This is a genomic window from Promicromonospora sp. NPDC059942, assembly GCF_042731755.1.
In the GTDB taxonomy this organism is placed as follows: Bacteria; Actinomycetota; Actinomycetes; order Actinomycetales; family Cellulomonadaceae; genus Promicromonospora.
Genome location: NZ_JBHWLR010000009.1, coordinates 261022 through 280312, shown reverse-complemented (window position 1 = coordinate 280312; position 19291 = coordinate 261022). Strand labels below are relative to the sequence as shown.

Genomic DNA, 19291 nt, shown 5'->3' with positions numbered 1-19291 from the left:
CCTGTACGTCTGACCCGGTCAGCCGGCCAGGTGGGACCAGCGTGGCGCCAGGTCGCGCCAGTGCCCGACGGCGGCCATCCGCCCGCCGTCGAGCACCACCACCCGGTCGGCGACGGCGAGGGTCGCGGCGCGCGACGTGGTGCCCAGCACCGTCGCGCCCGCCGCGCGCAGGCCGGTCCACACCTCGGCCTCGGTGACGGCGTCGAGGGCGGAGGAGACGTCGTCCACGAGCAGCAGGTCGGAGCCCGTGGCCAGCGCGCGCGCCAGGCCGAGGCGCTGGACCTGGCCGCCCGAGAGCCGCAGGCCGCGGTGCCCGACGATCGTGCCGGTGCCGCCCGCCTCGGCGACGTCCCGGTCGAGCCCTGCGGACCGGACGGGAGCGTCGACCGGGCGCTCGTGGTCGAGCCGCACGTTGTCCGCGACCGTCCCGGAGACGACGTGCGGCACCTGGGCGACGTGCGCGACGCGCGGCGGGCGCAGGAACGTCTGGGGATCGGTGACGGTGGCGCCGTTCCAGGACAGCCGCCCGCCGACGTCGACCAGTCCCGACAGCGCGCCGAGCAGGGAGGACTTGCCCGAGCCGACCCGGCCGACGACGAGTACCAGGTCGCCGCGCCGCACGGTGAGGTCCACACCGGAGATGCCGACGGTGCCGTCGTCGTGCGTCGCGGTGACGCCGTCGAGGCGGAGCTCACGCAGGCGGCCAGGCGCGGCGGCGAGGGCTCCGGCGTGCGCACCGGCCGGGGTCGACGTGCCCGCGAACAGGTCGACGTCGTCGGGCACGTCGGCCAGGCGTTCCGTGCCCGCGTACCGGGAGGTGACCTCGACCCAGCGGCGGGCGGACGCGGCGCTGGTGACGAGGGCGCCCAGGCTGTACCCGATCCAGCTGAACGTGCCGATCGACGTGCTGACCAGGAGCGTCGTACCCAGCGACCACGTCCCCGTCAGGTGCAGCGTCCAGGCGAGCACCGTCGCGACGCGACTCAGCACGGACGGCGCGAGGCCGACCAGGAAGTTGGTCCGCTCCTCCACCAGGGACGCGTGCACGCGGCGGCCGTCGACCCGGGCGACCTGCGCGAGCACGCCCCCGGTGGCCGAGGCGAGCTTGACGGTCCGCACGGAGTCGAGGGCCGAGCCGAGCAGCCGGCCCAGCTCTGCCGCGGCGTCACCCGCCCGCCGGGCCGCCGCGGCGACCGACCGGCTGCCCAGCACCTGCGCCGCGAACATCACGCCCGCCATGGCCAGGCCGATCGCGCCGGCCAGCCAGCTGCCGCTCAGCACCACCAGGACGGCGAAGGTGATGGGCGCCGTCAGCACCTCGCTCCAGGCCTGGGTGTGGCCCGTGAGGCGGTAGTCCTCCTGCGCCCGTGCCGCGATCTCGCCCGGGGCGTCACGCACGGTGCGGCGCTGCGCCGTCTGCCCGCGCAGCAGGGAGAGGTGCAGCCGCAGCCGGGAGTCGACCCACCACCGGGTGCTCGTCAGCCGGACCGTCAGCGGCAGCAGGGTGTTGGTCACGATCGCCGCGAGGATGGCGCCCACCAGCAGCCAGGGCGCCGAACCGTGCTCCAGGCCCACGACCGCCGACGCCCACAGCCAGCCGACCACCAGACCGGTCGAGGTGAGGTAGTCGGCCACCTCGAACACGATCGCCGGGACCAGCATGCCGTGGGGACGTGCGCGCAGCGTGCTCCAGACCGCCCGCACGATCGACGGCCGTGGTGCGGCCTTTCGCGGCTCGGCAGGCGGAGACCCGGGGGAGGGAGGCCCGGCAGCGTGCGGGCCGGAGGCGCCCGCCGTCCTGCCGGCGACGGCACCGGGCTCGTCGTCGTCAGCCAGTTCCGGGCCGGGGGCCTCGTCCGTCGCCACGGCGGAGTCCAGGGCGGGCACCGGCTCGCCGTCCGCGAGCCCCGCCGCCGCGACCAGCCGGGCGAAGTGCCCGTCCGACGCCGCCAGCCGGTCCCAGGGCCCGTGCTCGACCAGGCGGCCGCCGTCGAGCACGGCCACGGAGTCGGCGTGCCGCGCGGTGGGCAGCCGGTGGGCGACGACGATCGCCGTCCGCCCCGCCAGGAGTGTCCGCGCGGCCAGGGTGACCCGCTCCGCCGTGGCCGGGTCCATGCGCGCGGTGGCCTCGTCGAGCACCACGACGTCGACGTCGCGCACCAGGAGCCGCGCGAAGGCGACGAGCTGCTCCTCGCCCGCGGACAGGGTCACGCCGTCGGGTCCCAGCCGGGTGTCGAGCCCCTCGGGCAGCGCGGCGACCCAGGCCGTCAGGCCGAGCGCGTCGACCGCCTGCTCCACCCGGGCGGGCGGGACCGGGGCCCAGAGCGTGATGTTGTCGGCGAGCGTCGCCGCCAGGATCTCGGTGCGCTGCCCGACGACGCCGACCCGCGTGCGCAGCTCGTGCACGTCCAGGCTCGTGACGTCCCGGCCGTCCAGGAACACGCTCCCGGCGGGCGGCTCGACCGCGCGGGACAGCATCTTGGTCACCGTCGTCTTGCCGGACCCCGTGCGCCCCACGAGCGCGCAGGTGGTGCCCGCCGGGACGGTCAGGGCGAGCGGACCCAGGGCGAAGCCCTCGCCGTAGGAGAAGGTCAGGTCGCGCAGCTCCACCTCGACCCCGCCTGCGCTGCCGGACCCGGGCGTGCTCCCGCCGGTGCCGGACCCGCCGGTGCCCGACCGCCCGGGGAACGGCGCGCCGCCCGCGGGCTCCTGGGGCGCGCCGAGCAGGTCGCGCACCCGCTGGAACGTGCCGATCGCCTCCTCGACCCGCGGCAGCAGCCGGCCCAGCACGTCGACCCGGCCCACGAACCCCGTGACCAGGAGCCACAGCGTGACCAGCCGGGCGACGTCGAGCGCGCCGCCGCTCACCGCCCACACCCCGCCCACGAGCACCGCGCCCACCAGCGCGTCGAGCGGCAGCTCCGTGCGCAGGCGCACGCGCGAGAACGCGACCGACCAGTCCTCCCGGAGCCGGATCTGGCGCGCGGCGAGCTCGGCGTACCGGCGCAGCACGTACCGCTGCCCCTGCGCGGTGCGCAGGTCGTCGCGGGCCGCCACAGCCTCCTCGAACTGCGCCATGTGCTCCGAGCCGGCCTCCGAGGCGCGCCGGCTCAGGTCGCGCAACGGCCGCGCCGACCGGCGGGCGAACACCAGCACCGCCGCCGCGACCAGCGGGAACGCCACCCAGGCGGGCCACCACACCAGGCCGGCGGCCACCCACCCCACCACGAGGCTGATCGCGGCCTGGCCGAGCGTGATGCCGATCCCGCTGATCGCGCGCGTGAGCCGTTCGGGATCGCCGTTGACGCGGTCCAGGAGCTCGCCCACGGCCTGCTCCTCCAGCTCCGGCAGGGGCTGCCCCAGGGCGGCCGCCGCCAGCTCGGACCGCAGCGTGGCCTCAGCGCGCGCGACGCCCCGCTGCACCACCAGCCACGTCACGGCGTCGAACACGATGACCGCCGTGCTCACGACCGCGAGCAGGATCAGGGTGTCCCGGGCCGGGTCCGCGGCCATGTGCCCCGTGACCACCGCGGCGTACGACGACGCGCCGGCCGCCAGCAGCGCGGCCGGGACCGCCACGGCGCCGACCCGCAGCGCGCGGCGGCGCCACGGGCTGTGGCGCTGATCGCGGGGCAGGCGGAGCCTGCGGCTCGGTCGAGCCGGTACGAGGGGCATGGCACGACTCTGCCACCGGACACTGACACTCGACCGGGCCCCGACCTGTCCGTCAGACAAGGGGGAGTGTCGGAGGCGGCGCGTAGCGTGGACGACGTGACCCCCTACCGTGAGCTCGCACCGCCGGCCGGCCTGCTGCCGGTCGTCGCCTGCCTGTGGGAGCACGACGCCCCGCCGGGCCACGAGCAGCGGATCATCCCGGACGGCTGCGTGGACCTCGTCCGGATCGACGGCGAGCTCGTGATCGTCGGCGCCGACACCGGCCCGGTCGTCTCCGGCTCGGGCGCGGCCCCGACGTCGCGCACCAGCGGCATCCGGCTCCGGCCCGGCGCGGCCGGCGCCGTCCTCGGCATCCCGGCGTCCGAGGTGCGCGACCAGCGGGTACCGCTCGCGGAGGTGTGGCCCGACGTCGGCCCGGCGCTCGCCGATGCGCTCGACGCGGCGGACCCGGCCGGGCGCCTGGACCTGCTCGCGCGCGCCGTGCTGCGCCGCAAGGCGGAGCGGGACGGGCTCGTCGCGGCCGCCGCGCGGCGGCTCGGCGCGCCGGGCTCGCGCATCTCCGGTGTCGCGCAGGAGCTCGGCGTCAGCGAGCGGCACCTGCACCGGCGCACGGTGGACGCCGTCGGCTACGGACCCAAGATGCTCGGGCGGGTGGCGCGGCTGCGGTGGCTGATCGCCCTTTCGGGCGGTGCTCCGGCGTCCCTCGCTGAGCGTGCCGCCGCGGCCGGGTACGCGAGCCAGGCCCACATGTCCGACGAGGTGCGGCGGCTCACCGGCCTCACACCCGTCCGATTTCTGGAAGACGCGACCCTGACCGCCGCCTAGCGTCGATGCCATGAGCACCTCGACGAGCATCGACCTCGAAGCCGCGCGGCGGTTCGTCTACGACGACGCCCGCCTGCTGGACCGGCACCGCCTCGCGGTGCTGCTCGACGGCGCCCCGCCCACCCGGGTCCTGGACGCCCTCCGTCCCTACCGCAACGCCGATCACGGCTGGGGCCACGCCCTGGAACCCGACCTGCGCGGGCCGGACAGCCAGGTCTCCGGCGCGCTGTCCGCGCTGGAAGTGCTTGCCGAGCTGGGTACGGCCGCCGACCCCGAGGTCACGACGCTGGCCCGGGAGACCGCCGACTGGCTGGCCGGCGTCGCGCTGCCCGACGGCCGCGCGCCGCACGTGCTGCCCACCGCCGCCGGCTACCCGGCCGCGCCGTGGATGGTGCCGAACGACGGCGGGTTCCTCACCTACGCGATCGCCGGGCACCTGTGGGAGTTGGGACTGGACCACCCGTGGCTCGACGCCGCGACCGCCTGGTGCTGGAAGCAGCTGGACGGCGAGCTCTCCGTGGACGGGTACACGGTGCTGTTCGCGCTCCGCTTCCTCGACGCCGTGCCCGAGCCGGGCCGCGTCGCGGACGCCGTCGAGCGCCTGCGCCCCGCCCTGCGCGAGGACGGGACCATCTCCGTTTCGGGTGGGGAGGACGACGAGCAGCTCCGGCCCCTGTTGCTGTCGCCGCGGCCCGGCGCGCCCAGCCGGGCGCTGTTCCCGGAGCCGCTGATCGCGGGGGAGCTGGACCGGCTGGAGCGGGAGCAGCTCGCCGACGGCGGCTGGGACTTCGACTACCTGCACTGGTCGCCGGGCCAGACCGTGGACGCGCGCGGCCTCGCCACCCTCGGCGCGCTCACGATGCTCCGGACCCACGGCCGCCTCTGAACCCATCGACCCCCGGCGACGCGTCAGCCGCTCAGGTCACCCGGGGGACCTGAGCGTCTGACCCGTCCGGGACCGCGGGCCGTAGGCTGTCCCGCGTGGTGACCATCGGCTATGCCGCGATGCTCGAACAGTTCGCGCCCCGCGAGGCGGTGGAGCTCGCGGCGTTCGCCGAGGCGCACGGCTTCTCCGGCGTCATGGCCGCCGACCACTTCCAGCCCTGGACGCCGCAGCAGGGGCAGGCGGGCTTCGTCTGGAACGTGCTGGCGGCCGCCGCGGAGCACACGACGGGCGACCTCGGGCCCGTCACCGCGCCGACCTTCCGGTGGCACCCGGCGGTCGTGGCGCAGGCGTCGGCGACCCTCGCGGCGATGAACCCCGGGCGGCACTGGCTCGGCGTCGGCTCGGGTGAGGCCCTCAACGAGCACGTGGTGGGCGGCTACTGGCCCGAGGCGGCCGAGCGGATCAACCGCATGTTCGAGGCCGTCGAGATCATCCGGAAGCTGTTCGCCGGGTCCCTCGCGGGCCGCGACGTCAAGCACGCGGGCACCTACTTCAAGCTGGAGTCGACGCGGCTGTGGACCATGCCCGACGTCGCCCCCGAGATCCTGGTCGCCACGGCGGGTCCGGTCACGGCGCGCCGCGCCGGGCGGACGGCGGACGGGCTGATCACCCAGGCCGCGCCCCTGGACCGGATGGCGTCCCTGCTGACCCGGTTCGCGGACGGCGCCCGCGAGTCGGGCCGCGACCCGGCGCGGATGCCCAAGGCGCTCCAGCTCCATCTCTCCTGGGCGCCCACCCACGACGAGGCGGTCGCCAACGCCCTGACCGAGTGGCCGGTCGGCGGCATGCGGTTCCCGCGGTCCGACATCCGCTCGCCGCACGACTTCGCGCAGCTCGCCCGCATGGTCCGGCCCGAGGACTTCGAGGGGCGCCTGCTCGTCTCCGCCGACCCCGACGAGCACCGCGCGTCGATCCAGCGGTACGTCGACCTCGGGTTCGACCGGATCTACCTCCACAACGCGGGCCGCAACCAGCGCGAGTGGATCGAGATGTTCGGGCGCGAGGTGCTGCCCAAGCTGGTGCGGTGACGGACCGCCCGCGCCTCAGGCACCCCGCCGCCCGGCACCCGCGGCGCCGTCACCGTGCGGTCCAGTACCAGCCCTCGCTGTCCTTGTTCTGCACGGCCACGGAGGCGATCGGCCCGACGTCGGGCAGGCTGACGGTTGCGGTCACGTCGGCCGTGTCCGCGAGGTTGCCGTACGCCCAGAACGTGTCCTGCGCCCCGGCGTCCGCGGCGGTGGCACGGCGGACGGTACCGTCGGCCCCCACGGCGTAGACCCGGAGCCAGGTGCTCGGCGTCGGGTAGTGGTACGTGGCGTTGCCCACCCCGTTGCACGAGAACGTCAGCGTGGCCTGCTGCCCCTGGACCTGGTCGACGCTCACGGTCCAGCACGATCCCTCGGTGAGGAGCCGCGCGGTGCCCTGAGTCAGCGGGTCGCGGGCGCTCCCGTCGCCGTCCGCCGCCGGGACGTCCGTGACCGGTGCGCTCGCCTCAGGGCTCGTGCTGCCGCCCGGCGACTGCTCCGCGGGGTCCTGCGGGCCGGCCGTCTCGGACTGGCCCAGGTCGTCGCGCGCCGCGTCGTCCCCCGCGAGGGAGCTCCAGAGGCCGAACCCGGCGCCCGCCAGCACCAGCGCGCCCGCCGTCACGGAGCCCACCGCGAGCAGGAGCCGGCCGCGTCTCGGCCGCGAGGAGCGGTCGGTGCGACCGGCCGCGGCCGTCCCGGGCCCGGTACCCGCCTTCCCGCGCGCGGACGCCGGGGCCCCGCTCGCCGGGGTGACAAGCGTCGGCGCGGCACCACCGGGCTGCGGCACGCCCAACGACTCCAGGATCGCGTCGAGGGTCGGCCGGCGCTCCGGGTCCTTGACCAGCAGCGCGTCGAGGAACGGGCGCAGGTACGCGGGGCTGTCCGTGTAGGTCGGGTCCTCCGCCGACACCCGGTACAGGACGACGGCGGGGTGGTCGCCCTCGAAGAGGTGGTTGCCCGTGGCGGCGTAGTAGGCCAGGGCGCCGAGGGCCCAGACGTCGGCGGCCGACGTCGCGCGGCTGCCGGTCGCCTGCTCGGGCGCCATGTACATCGGCGTGCCGACGGGCTGCCCGGTCAGGGTCAGCCGCGTCGCGTCGATCGCCGCGACCACGCCCAGGTCGATCAGGCGCGGTCCGTCCGGCCCGAGGATCACGTTGGCCGGCTTGACGTCGCGGTGCACCAGACCGGCGCGGTGGATCTCGTACAGCGCCTCGGCGACGCCCGAGACCAGGTTCAGCACCTCCGCCTCGGCGAGCGGCCCGTTGGCGGCCAGCTCCTGCGACAGGGTGGGCCCGGCCACGTACTCGGTCGCCAGCCAGGGCAGGTCCGCGTCGGCGTCGGCGTCGACCAGGTTCGCGATGAACCGGCTGCGCACCTTGGCCGCGGCGCGCGCCTCGCGCCGGAACCGGGTGCGGAACTCGTCGTCGTCGAGCTGGGCCCCGCGGATCAGCTTGATGGCGACCTGCTGACCCCGGCGCGTGGTCCCGAGGTAGACGTCCCCCATGCCGCCGCTGCCGAGCCTGCTGCGGATCCGGAACGGTCCGATAGCGCGTGGTTCGCCGGGGCGCAGGGCTGCCGGTTCCGGTACAGGCGCCGTCCTTCGTGCGGGCGGGTCGTGCAACACCGGACGTTTCCCCCATCGATCGCGGTATCAAACAGACAATTGTGACGAACGCCTGGCAGGATATCGCGCCGACCTGGCCGCCCGCTGGTCGATGTGAGGATGGACCCGTGGAACGACTGAGCGTCTGGGCCCCCGACGGGCTGCCCGAGATCACCCCCGGCGACGACCTCGGTGAGCTGATCGCCGACCTCCTGGCAGGCCTGGAGGAGCAGGACCGGCCGCGCGACGGCGACGTCGTCGTCGTGACCTCGAAGATCGTGTCCAAGGCGGAGGGCCGCGTCGTGGCCGCCGACGACCGCGAGCAGGCGATCACGGACGAGACCGTCCGCGTGGTCGCCCAGAGGCAACGCCCCGGGCTGCCGCCGCTGCGGATCGTCGAGAACAAGCTCGGCCTGGTGATGGCCGCGGCGGGTGTGGACGCGAGCAACACCCCGGAGGGCACCGTGCTGCTGCTCCCCGTGGACCCCGACGCCTCGGCCCGCACCGTCCGGTCGGCGCTGACCCAGCGGCTGGGTCTGGAACGGATCGGGGTCGTCGTCACCGACACGGCCGGCCGGCCCTGGCGCGACGCGCTGGTCGACATCGCGATCGGCTGCGCGGGCATCAGCCCGACCGACGACCTGCGGGGCAGCACCGACACGCACGGGCGGCCGCTCAACGTGACGGTCACCGCCGTCGTCGACGAGATCGCTGCGGCGTCCGAGCTCGTGCGCGGCAAGTCCGCGGGCCGGGCCGTCGCCGTCGTGCGCGGCATGGGCCGGCACGTCACCGCCGAGGACGGCCCCGGCGCCCGCGCGCTGGTGCGGGCCAGCGCGGACGACCTGTTCCGCGAGGGTTCGGCGGAGGCCTACGCCCGCGGCCTGGCGGACGGCCGCGCGGAGGCGGACGCCGGCTGACGTCGACGCCGACCGACCAGCCGACTGACTCACCATCTTGGTATGCCGAGTCAGCAGGCTGGTCGGACCATGCCCCTGACTCGGCTCGTGCCGTGCGCCGAGTCAGCTAGTTGGTCGGACCCCACGCCTGACTCGGCATCCGGCGTGGGGTGAGTCAGGGGTGGGGTCCGACCCGCTACAGCGACGGGCGGCGCGACGTCATGCGGACGACGGGCGACGCGCCGTCGGACTCCTCGGCGGTCACCGTCGCGGACCAGTCGGGCTCCGGCTCGCCGTCGTCGACCGGGTCGGACGGCGTCCCGGCGGGAGCCTCCGCCGCGGTCGGTGCGGCCGGTCCGGCCGGGACCGCCGGGACCGCCGGGGCGGCCGACGGCGGGGGCGTGACCGACGTCAGCGGCTGGAGCCCCGTCGGGGCCGGCCCGGGCGGCGGAGGCGGCACCGCGGGGAGCCCGCGCGCCGGCGTCGCGGCGGCGCTGCCCGCCGGGCCGGATGCGTTCGCGGGGGCAGCCGCGCCGGGCGCCGGACCACCCGCGGGCGTCGCCGGGGGCACCGGTGCGCTCGGCGACGGCGTAACCGGCGCCGGCGAAACGGGCGCCGGCGATGCCCCCGCCGGCGATACCCCCGCCGGCGCAACCGCCCCCGCCCCACCACCGGACCCGCCCCGCGTCGCGGAGGCGACCGGGTCGACGTCGGGCAGCGGGGTCTCCAGCAGGACGACGTCCACGCGCGACTCCCGCATCTCCCGGCAGGTCGCCAGGCCGATGCCGCCCACGTAGTCCTCCAGCGTCTGCAGCAGCTTGAGCGGCGTGGCCAGGATCATGTGGAACCCGAACGCGGTGAACGTGTCCATCGCGGTGCGCGTGAACGCCGTGTCGGCCTTGTCGAAGGCCTCGTCCAGCAGGATCGTGCCGTAGGCGGGCGTCGCCGAGTCGGAGACACCGGCGAGCTGGTACCGCAGGGCGGCGGCCAGGCAGAACACCACGAGCTTCTGCCGCTGTCCGCCGGAGAGGCCCGCGGAGGAGTCGTGCACGGCCAGCGCGATGCCGCCCGCGGTGACCTCCACGCCGGTGAAGTGCACGTGCCGGCGCGTGTCCAGGCACAGGGCCCGCCAGGCGCGGTCGGCGGGGTCGCTGGACCCGAGCCGGCGCACCAGCCGCTCCAGCACCTCGTACTCGGGCTCGGTGTCGCCGGTGAGGGTGTCGAGCGTGGTCAGGAACTCCTCGACGGCCGCCGGACGCCGCTCCTTGACCCGGATCTCCAGGAACCGGTCGGTGTCGAACGGGGACCGGCGCAGGGAGGTGTTCACCCCGACGATCCGCTCGCGGATGGTCGCCGGCGCCTGCCGGATCTCGGCGGCGAGCTTGCGCAGGGCGCGGCGGGCCTGGTCGGTCAGCAGGTCCGAGAACCGGGCCTCCTGCTCGGGCAGCCGCGACGTCCGGATGCGCTCCAGCACCTCCAGGTACCGCGCCCGGTCGCCCACCTGTGCCGTCAGGTCACGGGTGATGGCGGGCCAGCGGCGCCGGAACTCGGCCAGCAGCCCGACGATCTCCCGCTCGGCCGCGCCCGACGTGCGCAGCCCCGCCTCGCGCTCCGCGTCCAGCGTGCGGGACACGGTCAGGGAGACGTCGTCGATCACCTCGTGCGTCACCGTCTTGCGGACGGCGGCGTAGCGCTTCTCCAGCTCGTGGCGGTGCGCGAGCGGGATCGCATTGGTCGGCGCGTCGCCGAGCTCGGCGACCACGTGCTCCAGGGACCGGCGGTGCGCGCGGGCCTCGGCTAGCGCGTCCGCGGCCTCCGCGGCGGCGGCGCGCGCCTGGTCGAGCCGGGTCTCGGCCGCCGCGACGTCCTGCGACGCCTGCAACAGGTCCATCGTTCCGTCCAGCAGCCGGTCGAACGACGCCTGGGCGTCGGTCAGGTCGGCCTCGGCGGTCTCGATGTCCACCTCGCGCCACTCGCGGCGCGCCACGTGCCGCAGTGTGAGCTGACGGCGCACGGCCTCGCGCTGCTCGGCGACGGCGTCGGCCACGGCCTCGTCGGCCTGGGCGAGGCGGGCCTGCGTCTCGCGGGCGAGCTCCAGGAGCTGGTCCAGGCGGTCGTCGGCGTCCCAGCCGAGCGCCCAGTCCTCGACGCCGGGCAGCAGCGGCTGCTCGATCTCCTCCGGCCCGTGCTTGATCAGGCCCTCGCGGGTCACGGCGCGCTCGTGCAGGTCGAGCCCGGCGGGCTCCTCGACGCACAGGTAGTCGTACTGCTCGGACAGGCGGCGGTGCAGCCAGCCCGCCGCCGGGCCGTCCTTGACCTCGACCTTGTGCACCAGCGACGAGTCGTCCGTGGACCGCGGCGCGTCGTTGCGCACCCCGACGACGCGGTAGCGCAGCCCGGGACCGGCCTCGACGGCCCGCGCGACGGCGGCGCGGTGCGCGGGGGAGACCAGCACGAGCGTGGCCAGCGGGCGCAGGATCTCCTCGATCACGGGGCGCCAGGCGGCGTCCTCCTCGCGCACGCGCAGCAGCTCGGCCGCGAACGGGAGCACCGAGACGTCGAGCCCGGCGGCCTCGGCCACCGCCCGGCGGGCCGTGGCGAGCGCGGCCGGCACGTTCGTCTGGGTCTGCCGCACGGCCTGGATCCGCGTGGCGACGGCCTCGTGCCGCTGCCCGACGGCGGAGCGCGCCGCCAGGGCCTCGCGGATGCCGCCGTCCAGCGCCTCGGGCGCGCGGGAGCGGCCGACCGTGGCCACGGCGCCCGTCGCCACCGCACCTGTCGTCACGACGGGCAGGGTCTCCGTGGTGACCGCCGGGACGGCGCCGGTCGCGACGGCGGCCACCTGCCCGGTCGACGCGGCGGCCACGGCGGGCACCGCACCCGTCAGGGTCGGCACCGCGCCCGTAGCCGGCGGCCGGGCGCCGCCCAGCTCCCACCGGGCCTTCTCCTTGAGCGCCGCGAACTCCGCGAAGGTCTCGGGCATGTTCATGCCCACGGACTCGAGGTCGGTCGCGAGCTCGCCCCGCCGCGTGCGGACCAGGGCGGCGATCTCGCCCGCCCGCTGCAGCCGGTCGGCCTGCGTGGCCAGGGCCTGCCCGCCGCGGGCGCCCAGCACGTTGACGGCCTGCTGGTGGGTGTTCGCGGCGACGTCGACCTCGGTGTCGGCGGCCTTGCGGTGGTGCTGCGCCCGCTCCTCCGCCGCCCGCGCGCCCGCGAGCGCACCGTGGGCGAGGTCGAGCTTCCACGCGTCCTTGAAGGTCTCCAGCGAGCCGCGCAGCGTGGCCGCGCGCACCCCGGCCGCCGAGCCCTCGTCGTACGTCCTGGTCAGCGCCGAGAGCCGGCCCAGGTGCTCGATCTGCCGGCGCGACGTCTCGATGTCGGCGTAGGCGCGCGCGACGTCGGCGAACTGCTGCACGGCCTCGGCCGCCAGCTCGAACGTGCCGGGCTCGTCCAGCATGTGCCCGCGGAACAGGTCGTCCAGGCTGCCCAGGTTCTTCGCGGACTGGGTGCGGTGCAGCAGCACCAGCGCCTGCTCCGAGCCGATGCCCAGCGCCTGCGTGAAGGCCGCAGCGAACGGCGCGTGCCGCTCGCTCACGGTCGCGTCGGGCCACGCGGCGGTCACGCCCGCGACGTCGGGCCCGGAGCGCACGAACCGCTCGAAGTCCAGCAGCCCCGCCTCGCCCGGCACCACGACGTGCAGCATCGACGGTGCCGACGAGCCCCGCGTCAGGTGGAACAGGCGCACGAGGGTCACGGTGCCGTCGTCGGCGTCGGTGCCGTTCGAGTACTGCAGCAGCACGCCGGACCAGGTGGCGCCCTGGCGCAGGTGGTCGGCCACCACCTCGCCCGTGCTCTCGTCGGTCCGGTGCCGCCACGCCCCGCGCACGTACGAGACGACGTCGCGGTCGCCCGCCTCGCGCTCGGTGGCGGCCGTGCCGGCGGCGGCCACGTTGAACCGCAGGTGCTCGGGCGGGGTCAGCACCGCGGCGACGGCGTCTACCAGCGACGACTTGCCCGAGCCGGAGTGGCCCGTGAGCAGGAACCCCTCGCGCGGCACCGGCACCACGTGGTGCCCCGAGAACGTGCCCCAGTTGACCAGCTCGACGCGCGACAGGCGCCACTGCCCGGTGGGGGACGGGTGCGTGGTCTTCATGCGCTCTCCTTCGCCAGCCGGACGTACTCGGCGCTCAGCGCCGCGACCTGGTCCGCCCCGAACACGGTCCGGAGCAGGGGGGAGACCGTGCACCGGTCGCCGCTGAGCGGCTCCAGCATGCCCGACTCGATCAGCCGGGCCCACGTCGCGTCGAGCTGCCGGCTGAAGTCCATCGGCGAACCGCCGCCGCGCCGCCGGTACGCGGCGAGATGGTCGGCCGCCTCGTCGCGGCTGATCGCCACCCGGCCGTCCGACGAGTCCAGCAGCAGCGCGCGCAGGTGCAGCAGCAGCGCCGTGTCCAGGAACGTCAGCGCCACCTCGCGCACCACCTGCGGCGCGTCGGCCGCCGGCACGTCGCGCACGAACGCGACCTGCGCGTCGGCGTCGACCACCAGGTCGAGGTACTGGTCGGCGAGGCGCTCGCGGACCACGTCCTCGTGGGCCAGCAGCGCGCGCCAGGTGTCGGGCTCGGGCTCGGCCGCCAGGTAGGGGCCGCGCACGAGACGCGCCAGGGCGAGGCGTGCGGGCGCCGGGAGCGTGCCGTGGTCGCCGGGCCAGAGGTGGCTGCCGGCCTCGCCGCCCGTTCCGGGCGCGCCGCCGCCCGGCGTCGTCGTGCCGCTGCCCGACGACGTGCCGGCCGGTCGCCCGGGGCGCGCGGTGCGAAGGTCTGCCGGGTCGGGCCGCGCCGGGCCGGATCCGGGTACGCCGGGTTCTGTCACGGGACATGCTCCTCGAACTGGTGCTGGGGTAGTGCGGCCCGGCGCGCGACGCCGCGCGAGGACCGCCAGCTGACGTCCTCGCGGTCGCCGGTGGGGGTGCCGTGCTGCTCGGCGAGCGTCAGCAGGCCGACGACGCTCGCGGCGCCCTGCGTGGCGGGGTGCGCGCCGAGCACGGAGCCGACGGTGGCCCGCCCGGCCCGGTCGACGACGTCGTTGACGTGCCCGCGCAGCTCGTCTACGTCGATCTCCGAGTCGCGAGCCATGGCGCGCAGCGCCGTGAGCGAGACCGGCCGCGGTGGCAGGGCCGGGGCGGCGGGCGGCGCCTCGGCGTCCTCCCCGCCGGGGTTGTGCGGCGCGAGGCCGCCCACGGACCGGGGCGCCACGGCGCCGAGCGGCAGGGTCAGGCGCAGCTCCGCGCCGGGCGCGACGTCGGGGGCCGCGGCGAGGGCGGCGTCCTGCGCCTCGCCGATCAGACGCCGCAGGGCCCGCTCGGCCGGGAGCTCGCCGGAACGAACTGTCCGCTGCAGCGCGCGGCGCAGGGTGCCCATGGTGTCGGTGAGCTCGTCGGCGGCGTCCTGCAGGGTGGGCAGGAGGCGGCGCAGCGCGGAGGCCTCGCCGGGCGCCAGGTGGACGGAGTCGAGCACGCGCCCGAGGTCGTCCTGCGCGGTGTGCTCCGACTGCCGCAGCAGCTCGCGGAACCCGACCAGGCCGCGGCCCGCCTCGGACTCGGCGAGGTGGTCCACGCCGCGGTAGATGTCGTCGAGAAAGGTGTCGCGGGAGCCGTCGGACTCCAGGAGCCGGCGGCGCAGCTCGCGGTCGGTGCGCTCCAGCTCGGTGCGCACGCGGGCCAGGTCGGCGGGGATGTCGCCGGCCAGGGCCAGGATCTCGCGGGCCCGCTCGGCGGCGACGTCCGCCGGCAGGGCCTCGGAGTCGCCGCGCCGGGCGCGCTCGATCCGGGCGTCGAGGGCGGCACGCTGCTCCAGGAGGGCGGCGAGCCGGGCCTCCGGGTCGGGGTCGGCCTCGTCGGCCAGGCGGTGCAGGCCGTCGAGCACCGCGCCCAGGCGCGACGGCGTCACCGCGGGGTGCGGCCGCCGCAGGCGGGAGACGAAGCGGATGGCGAGCAGCGCGCCGTCGGACAGCTCGACCGTCTCCGCGCCGGGCTCGCCCCCGCTCGACGCGGCGCGGCGGCGCACCAGCACGCCCTCGTCGATCCACTCGGAGACGTAGAAGTAGCCCGAGTACGGCAGCTCGAAGCCGGCGCGGCGCAGCTCGGGGACGTCGTCGTCGATCCGGTCCGCGAGCTGCTCCACGGGCAGCCGGCGGCGGGAGGCCCCGAGGTTGCGGTCGAGCAGCACGACGGCTGCCGCGGCGTTCCTCGACCGCAGCAGCACCCATGCGGGGTGCTCCTGGAGAAGGGCGCGCACGGCGCGCGCCGCCTGGCCGCGGCGACCTGTCCCGTGCCCGGCGGCCGGCCGGGGCGCGGCGTCCCCCGGTGAGCTCGCAGTACCCATGGGGGCTGAGAGTAGTAGGCCAACGTGTCGGTGCGGCACCCCCGGGGGAAACATGGCGACACTTGCTCCGTCGCTGCGCCGCGACGGCCATAGACGTATAGAGTCAGGTCCCACAGGGCTTGCCGGAAAACAGATCTCTACTTTCCGGCAGGCCCTGTCGTGCGTCATGGCACGTTTCGATGGCAGAGCGTCGACGGGAGGGCACCTTGCTCACGAACGCAGCCCAGATCATCAGCCGGATCCGCGCCGAGCGAGAGCTCAGCATGAGTTCCCTGGCGGTGCTCGCGGGCGTGCCCACGTCGACGATCAGTCGTATCGAGTCCGGGCAGATCGAACCGACACTCGGAATGATCCGGCGCATCGCGCTGGGGGCCGGCTACCACCTCCACCTGCAGTACCTCGACCTGTTCTCGGGCAAGCTCGAGGACGACGTCGTCGCGGTCGCCGCCGAGCCGGCCGGCGAGGGGGAGGACGACGACGATCCCGCGTGCTAGGGCGGTTTCATCCGGTCCGCTACCTTGTCTGCGTATGGGATGTCGGTGCGGGGGGCACGGGGGCGCGGAGGTGCGACGACGGCGGTGCGTTCCCGATGAATGTGACATTGCACGCAATTCCAGTGGAAACCGGGCGTGCACTCTCACTCAGGTTGTGCCCCTCATTCCTCCGAGCAATATGGTCGTCATATGCCGAACGTCATGATCCCCGCCGAAGTGCGGGAGGACGTAGAGACACTGTGGGTGTTCCACGACCTGCAGCACGAGCCGCGGCCGGTCGACGTCGGCATCGGACTGGGTGGCCATGACCTCGGCGTCGCCGTCTACACCGCCGAGCTCTACCACGCGGGGCTGTTCCCCCAGATCGTCTTCACCGGCGCGAACGCGCCCACCACCGTCGACGCCTTCCCGCAGGGCGAGGCGCTCGGCTACCGCGACCGCGCCATCGCGGAGGGCGTGCCCGCGGAGGCGGTGCTGGTCGAGCCGGCCGCCACCAACACCAGCGAGAACCTGGAGTACAGCCGCAAGCTGCTCGCCGAGAACGAGGTCGAGCCGACCTCCGTGCTGCTCGTCTCGCACCCCTACCAGCGGCGACGCGCGTTCGCGACGGCCCAGATGGTCTGGCCGGACGTCGACGTGCTGTGCGTCTCCCGGCCCATGTCGCTCGACGCGTACGTGGGCACGATCGGTGACGCCGACCGGGTGGTCGACATGCTCGTGGGCGAGACGCAGCGCCTGACGCTCTACGCCGAGCTCGGGTTCATCTCCCACGAGCAGGACGTGCCCGCCGACGTGATGGGCGCCTTCGACCGGCTCGTGGCGGCCGGGTACACGTCGCGGCTGGTGGAGGACCGCCGTCCGATCGACGTGTGACCGCGGCCTGAGGCCCACGTCACGAAACGGGCTTCCGGGACATCCCTGGCGAGTCGCCGCGTTCTCCGTTACGTTCCGGGCATGCGCGAGGAAAACAAGCGGGGCAAGGATCCCAGGAAGTTCACCTGGCAGGAGATCCTCACGTTCGTCGCGGGCGCCGGGTACGTGGCCAGCCCGATCGACCTCCTGTCCGAGGGCGTGCTGGGCCCGCTCGGCCTCGGCGACGACGCCATAGCGATCGTCATCGCGGGCGTCACCCTCTACAAGGCCATCCGCCGGTTCCGGCAGCACCGCACCGTGCCCGGCACCACCGGGGACGCGACGCCGGGCGGTCCCGCGCAGGGCAGCACGACGCCGGGTGGGGCGCCGCACGGCAAGACCGTGCCGGGGACCGCCGAGGACGTGACGCCGAACCGCAAGCCGCATCGCTGACCGGTTCGCCCGCTCTGGCCCGTCGGCCCGGGCGGGTCTAGTGTCGACGGCGTGACCGGCGACAACGCACCCAGGGTCCTCGTCGTCGGGGGCGGCCCCGCAGGCGCAGCCACGGCGATCGCGCTGCGGCGCGAGCTCCCGGGCGCGCACGTCACCCTGGTCGACAAGGCGACGTTCCCGCGCGACAAGACCTGCGGCGACGGGCTGGGCCCGGGCGCCCGGCGGGTGCTGGACGGACTGGGCCTGACGGAGCTGCTGAAGCCGTTCCACATGCCCATGTCGGTGGCGATCAGCGGCCCGGGCGGCGTCGAGGCGCTCGCGCGCGGTCCGCTCATGGAGGGCCGTGACCTCGCCGGGTACGTCACCCCGCGGCTCGCCCTGGACGACCTGCTGCTGAACGCCGCGCGCGACGCCGGCGCCGAGGTGCGCGAGGGCGTCGCGTTCGAGGGGCTGACGCCGGCCGACGGCGGGCGCGAACGGGTCGCCCTGTCCGGCGCCTCCGCCGCAGAAGAGACGTTCGACCTCGTCGTCGGCGCGGACGGGGCCTACTCCACGGTGCGGCGCGCCATCGGCGTCGAGCGCCCGTCCATGCGGCACACCCACATCGCGATGCGCGCCTACGGCCGGGTCACCCACCCGGACAAGCCCGTGAGCGACACCCTCCGGTTCGACTTCCTGGAGTCCCTCCTGCCGGTCTACGGCTGGGTCTTCCCGCTGCCCGACGACGGCGCGAACATCGGCGTCGGCCTCCCCGTGAACCACCTCAAGCGCCAGACCGCGCGCCACGGCCGCAAGCTGCGGGACCTCTTCGACCTGTACGTCGAGGACCTGGAGCGGCGGGGCTTCTCGGTGTCCGGGGTGGAGCGGGTCGCGACCCACCAGCTCCCGCACGCCGCCGCGCGCACGCCGATGACGGCCCCGGGGCGGGCCGCGGTGCTGGTCGGGGACGCCGCCGCGACGATCAACCCGCTCAGCGGCGAGGGGATCTTCTACGGGATGGCCGCGGGGGTGCAGCTCGCGGAGCACCTCGGCGAGCTGGACCGGTCCGGGGTGGCCTGGAGCGGGGCCGGCCTGGCGGGTGCGCTGGCGGGGTTCGAGCAGGCGCACCGGCGCCGGTTCGCGCGGCACTTCCGGGAGTGCTACCTGGCACAGCAGCTCATGCGCTCCAAGGCGTGGGCGGGGATCGCGACGCGCGCCGTCGCGGCGTCCGACGAGGCCATGGCGCACGTGGCGCTCATGCTGTTCGACGAGCAGTCGGCGGGGTCCCGGGGCCTGCTGCGCCTCGCGGCGCACAGCGTGCGGCCGCTGCTCCGGCGCTGAGGAACGGGCGGCGCACGGCGATCGTTGACCACTCGGTCGGTCTGTCAGACTTGCAGACCCCGAAGCTCGGCGCCGCCTGAGATTCTCTCCGCTCCACCTGACTCGAGGACGACGATGTCACGCACCATCCGCCGGGCCGTTGCACGACTGATCTGGGCCGGCACCGGCTACCGGATGCGTTCGGAACCCGCCCCGACCAGGCCCACCGTGTTCATCGGCGCGCCGCACACGTCCAACACGGACTTCTTCCTCATGCTGGCCATCGCCTTCGACATGGACCTCAAGATCCGGTTCCTCATCAAGGACTCCTGGTTCAAGGGGCCGATGGCCGGCATCATGCGGTCGCTGGGCGGCATCCCCGTGGACCGCAAGGACCCGGCCAGCATCGTCGACGAGATCCTGGCCGCCGTCGGCCGGGGCGAGGAGTTCCACCTGGTCGTGACGCCGGAGGGCACCCGCGGCGCCGGGTCGGGCTACTGGAAGTCGGGGTTCTACCGCATCGCGCTGAAGGCGGGCTTCCCGGTCACGCTCGGCTACGTCGACGGCGTCGCCAAGGTCGCCGGCCTCGGCCCGAGCATCGAGCTGACGGGCGACGTGAGCGCGGACATGGACGTGATCCGTGCGTTCTACGCGGACAAGTCGGGCGTCAAGCCGGCCAACCGCACAGAACCCCGCCTCCGCACGGAAGACCCAGCCTGACCCGCTAACCCCGCCCGCCCCCTTCGTTGAGTGCTGGCTATTTGCGCTGTTCCGGCCGTGAAAAGCGCAAACAACCAACACCCAACAAGTTGGGGGCGGGGATCGGGGGTCCAGGAATTT

The 19291-nt window shown here is 75.2% G+C and carries 14 protein-coding genes; 9 read left to right on the top strand and 5 right to left on the bottom strand.

All coding sequences use genetic code 11. From position 1 onward, the window contains the following. Positions 1-18 precede the first annotated feature (18 nt). The gene (locus tag ACFV9Q_RS16980) at positions 19-3675 is read right to left on the bottom strand and encodes an ATP-binding cassette domain-containing protein (RefSeq protein ID WP_377235371.1); all 3657 of its coding nucleotides are present in this window, start codon (positions 3673-3675) and stop codon (positions 19-21) included. Between the two features lie 96 nt (positions 3676-3771). Here ACFV9Q_RS16980 and ACFV9Q_RS16975 point away from each other — a divergent pair, with 96 nt between their 5' ends. The 3 genes from ACFV9Q_RS16975 (at position 3772) to ACFV9Q_RS16965 (ending at position 6474) form a co-directional block, all read left to right on the top strand. Continuing rightward, positions 3772-4500: a DUF6597 domain-containing transcriptional factor gene (locus ACFV9Q_RS16975; protein ID WP_377235370.1), complete on the top strand. Its 729-nt coding sequence runs from the start codon at positions 3772-3774 to the stop codon at positions 4498-4500. Positions 4501-4510: 10 nt separating this feature from the next. Then, a complete protein-coding gene (locus ACFV9Q_RS16970; RefSeq protein WP_377235369.1) occupies positions 4511-5386 on the top strand; it encodes a hypothetical protein in 876 nt (291 codons plus the stop codon). A gap of 95 nt (positions 5387-5481) precedes the next feature. Then, positions 5482-6474: a TIGR03557 family F420-dependent LLM class oxidoreductase gene (locus tag ACFV9Q_RS16965; RefSeq protein ID WP_377235368.1), complete on the top strand. Its 993-nt coding sequence runs from the start codon at positions 5482-5484 to the stop codon at positions 6472-6474. A gap of 49 nt (positions 6475-6523) precedes the next feature. On the opposite strand, the gene ACFV9Q_RS16960 is transcribed toward ACFV9Q_RS16965, so the two are convergent. Further along, positions 6524-8095: a protein kinase gene (locus ACFV9Q_RS16960; RefSeq protein WP_377235367.1), complete on the bottom strand. Its 1572-nt coding sequence runs from the start codon at positions 8093-8095 to the stop codon at positions 6524-6526. Between the two features lie 107 nt (positions 8096-8202). Here ACFV9Q_RS16960 and cofE point away from each other — a divergent pair, with 107 nt between their 5' ends. Next, positions 8203-8991 carry a coenzyme F420-0:L-glutamate ligase gene (gene cofE / locus ACFV9Q_RS16955; protein WP_377235366.1) on the top strand — a complete coding sequence of 263 codons (789 nt, stop codon included), beginning with the start codon at positions 8203-8205 and terminating at the stop codon, positions 8989-8991. A 175-nt stretch (positions 8992-9166) separates the two neighbouring features. Here the strand turns inward: cofE and ACFV9Q_RS16950 are convergent, their stop codons facing one another. The 3 genes from ACFV9Q_RS16950 to ACFV9Q_RS16940 are packed head-to-tail and all read right to left on the bottom strand — an operon-like array spanning position 9167 to position 15353. Further along, complete coding sequence (locus ACFV9Q_RS16950) at positions 9167-13123, bottom strand: ATP-binding protein (protein ID WP_377235365.1); 3957 nt, start codon at positions 13121-13123, stop codon at positions 9167-9169. After that, positions 13120-13842, bottom strand: coding sequence for a DUF4194 domain-containing protein (locus ACFV9Q_RS16945; RefSeq protein ID WP_377235364.1), 723 nt, complete (start codon positions 13840-13842; stop codon positions 13120-13122). The genes ACFV9Q_RS16950 and ACFV9Q_RS16945 overlap by 4 nt, the downstream gene beginning before the upstream one ends. Beyond that, positions 13839-15353 (bottom strand): DUF3375 domain-containing protein, encoded by a 1515-nt coding sequence (locus ACFV9Q_RS16940; RefSeq protein ID WP_377235363.1) that lies wholly within the window; start codon positions 15351-15353, stop codon positions 13839-13841. Before ACFV9Q_RS16940 ends, ACFV9Q_RS16945 begins: the two co-directional genes overlap by 4 nt. 206 nt (positions 15354-15559) lie before the next feature. Between ACFV9Q_RS16940 and ACFV9Q_RS16935 the strand changes: the two genes are divergently transcribed. From ACFV9Q_RS16935 to ACFV9Q_RS16915, 5 genes are all read left to right on the top strand, one after another. Continuing rightward, entirely contained in the window at positions 15560-15847 is a 288-nt protein-coding gene (locus tag ACFV9Q_RS16935) for a helix-turn-helix domain-containing protein (protein ID WP_377235362.1), read from the top strand. 189 nt (positions 15848-16036) lie between these two features. Then, positions 16037-16720: a YdcF family protein gene (locus ACFV9Q_RS16930; RefSeq protein ID WP_377235361.1), complete on the top strand. Its 684-nt coding sequence runs from the start codon at positions 16037-16039 to the stop codon at positions 16718-16720. A gap of 81 nt (positions 16721-16801) precedes the next feature. Continuing rightward, a complete protein-coding gene (locus ACFV9Q_RS16925) occupies positions 16802-17152 on the top strand; it encodes a DUF1232 domain-containing protein (RefSeq protein WP_377235360.1) in 351 nt (116 codons plus the stop codon). A gap of 51 nt (positions 17153-17203) precedes the next feature. After that, complete coding sequence (locus ACFV9Q_RS16920; protein ID WP_377235359.1) at positions 17204-18472, top strand: NAD(P)/FAD-dependent oxidoreductase; 1269 nt, start codon at positions 17204-17206, stop codon at positions 18470-18472. A gap of 114 nt (positions 18473-18586) precedes the next feature. Next, complete coding sequence (locus ACFV9Q_RS16915) at positions 18587-19171, top strand: 1-acyl-sn-glycerol-3-phosphate acyltransferase (RefSeq protein ID WP_377235358.1); 585 nt, start codon at positions 18587-18589, stop codon at positions 19169-19171. Positions 19172-19291: the final 120 nt, after the last annotated feature.